Origin of the sequence: Streptomyces capoamus, from assembly GCF_014654935.1 — a bacterium.
GTDB classification, from domain to species: domain Bacteria; phylum Actinomycetota; class Actinomycetes; order Streptomycetales; family Streptomycetaceae; genus Streptomyces; species Streptomyces capoamus.
Genome location: NZ_BNBF01000008.1, coordinates 235,481 through 237,842 on the forward strand (window position 1 = coordinate 235,481; position 2,362 = coordinate 237,842).

The 2,362-nt window shown below is 72.1% G+C and carries 1 protein-coding gene and 1 pseudogene; one reads left to right on the forward strand and one right to left on the reverse strand.

The genetic code is table 11. The features are described from left to right. Positions 1-607 precede the first annotated feature (607 nt). Positions 608-1,501, forward strand: coding sequence for a glycosyltransferase family 2 protein (locus IE312_RS15580; RefSeq protein ID WP_189982285.1), 894 nt, complete (start codon positions 608-610; stop codon positions 1,499-1,501). A gap of 535 nt (positions 1,502-2,036) precedes the next feature. Here the strand turns inward: IE312_RS15580 and IE312_RS15585 are convergent. Continuing rightward, positions 2,037-2,362: pseudogene (locus IE312_RS15585) on the reverse strand (hypothetical protein); the annotation flags it as partial.

Here is a 2,362-nt window from a genome sequence, read left to right on the forward strand (position 1 = left end):
AAGCCGATGCAAGCCGCTGCCTGGCAGCTGCTGCGTCGGCTCGATGGAGGGGGGCAGGCCCCGCAGCCTCAGTTGCTGCCCACCCGATCCGCCCCCGCATGGCTGACCGACCACGCGCCGCCATGAGCCTCAACGCCGTTCTTCCCGTCCCCCGCGTCCAGTCATCGCGCTGAAGCCGAGCCTAGAACGCGCAACCCTTCGGCCGCCCCACGTTCGCCCACACCAAGCCAGTTGGTGCAGTGTCTGAGGCGGTTCGCCTCCGTCCATGGCTGTCCAACACGTCGGCTGACCAGGTGTTCAGCACTCGCAGCAGACGCGCGTGGACACATCCCGAAAGCGGCTCCGCGGGAAAAACCAGGTCACATCAACCGTGTCCTAGCCTTTTTGCGTGCTTGGCAGGGCTGCCGCGCCGCCGCCGCCGCTCGGGGAGCGCATTCGGTACCGCCCCCGCTCCTGGAGGGACCCGCGACGACAAAAGGGGATCAAAGAGGCGGCAAAGTGAATCCGGGCCAGGTGAACCCCCGCCGCTGAGGCGACATCTTGGTGAACGGCGGGCAGTGCGCGGCCGGAGCGTGGTGTCGCCGTGGGCCGGATGGGGTTGAGGGACGTGGTGGAGCCGAGGATCGCCGTCGCGGTGGTGACGATGGGCAACCGGCCCGCCGAGGTCGACGCCCTGCTGGAGTCCGTGGCCAAGCAGGATCTCGCCCCCGCCCGCATCGTGATCGTCGGCAACGGCTGCCGGCTGCCCGAGTTCGCCCGCCGGCTCTCGCTGCCCGGCGAGGTCACCACCATCGACGTCGAGGAGAACCTCGGCTGCCCGGGCGGCCGGAACGTCGCGCTCGCCCGGCTGCGCGCGTTCGGGGACGTCGACGTCGTCGTGGAACTGGATGACGACGGGCTGCTCGTCGACGCCGACGTGCTGCGCCGGGTACGAGATCTGTACGCCGCCGACCCACGCCTCGGCATCGTCGGCTTCCGGATCGCCGACGAGCACGGCGAGACCCAGCAGCGGCACGTACCCCGGGTGGGCAAGTCCGACCCGATGCGCGGTGGTTACGTCACCGGATTCCTCGGTGGCGGGCACGCCCTCCGCATGGCGATGCTCGCCGAGACCGGGGACTGGCCCGCCGAGTTCTTCTTCGCCCACGAGGAGACCGACCTCGCCTGGCGGGCCGCCGACGCCGGCTGGAAGATCCTCTACGCCCCCGAACTGCTGCTCCAGCACCCCAAGACCTCGCCCGCCCGGCACGCCATCTACTACCGGGTCAACGCCCGCAACCGCGTCTGGCTCGTCCGGCGCCGGCTGCCGCTGCCCCTGGTCCCGGTGCACCTCGGGCTGTGGACGCTCCTCACCCTCGCCCGCACTCGCTCCCTGCCGGGACTCAGGGGCTGGTTCGGCGGATTCACGGAGGGGCTGCGGACACCGGCCGGCGAACGGCGGCCGATGCGCTGGCGGACGGTCTGGCGGCTGACCCGGCTGGGGCGCCCGCCCGTCGTCTGAGCCGGTGGCGGGAAACCGCTGGAGCGGCGGGGACGGAGGCGCCGAGGGGAGCCAGGAAAGGGCTGCGGCGGAATGCCGGCACGGAAAGGGCGGGACGGGGCCCCGGTCGTTCACCTCCGCCGGCCGGGGCCCTTGTCGTCCCCGGACCCAGCCTGCGGCGACACTCCCCCGAGTTACGCGTTCAACGCGCGCGCCGTCGGGCCGGATCCGATGGAATGATCACATCAGGATTCGCCAACGGATCGCTAACATGTGGCCAACGGTTCGTCGGCGGGGCGCGGAGCGGTTGGCCGGAACTCGTCCGGCAGCAGCGCCAAGAGCCCGGCGGTCGGGCGGATTCCGGTGCTGGACCGGCGGTCGGGCCGGCGAGCGGAAGGTGGCGGGAAACCGTTGTGGACAGGGCGGATTTCCGCCAGGCAACGGCGGGCACACGCCCGCCGCGGAGCGCGGTCGGTCCCGACCGCGCGGGAAGGCAGTGGAACGGCGTGATGCGGCGGTGCGAGCTGCGCTTCGGACTGCTGGGACCACCGGTCCTCTACGACCGACCGCCGTCCGGGATTTCGTACGACCCCTCTGCCGTAGCTGCCGCAGCTGCCGACGCCCCGGCCTCGGAGGCGTCAGGGTCCTCGGGCGATTCCGCACCGGGGTCCTCGGGCGACCCTGCCTCCGGGTCCTCGGGCGACCCCGCCTCCGGGACCTCCGGCGAACCCGCCTCCGCGGCGCCGGGTGCCTCTTCCCCCGCGGCGCCGAACGCCTCTCCCTCCGCGGCGTCGGGCGCCTCTCCCTCCGGATCGTCCGGTGTCCTCTCCTCTGGTTCCTCCGGTTCCTCCGGTTCGTCCGGTGCCCTCTCATCGGAGACGT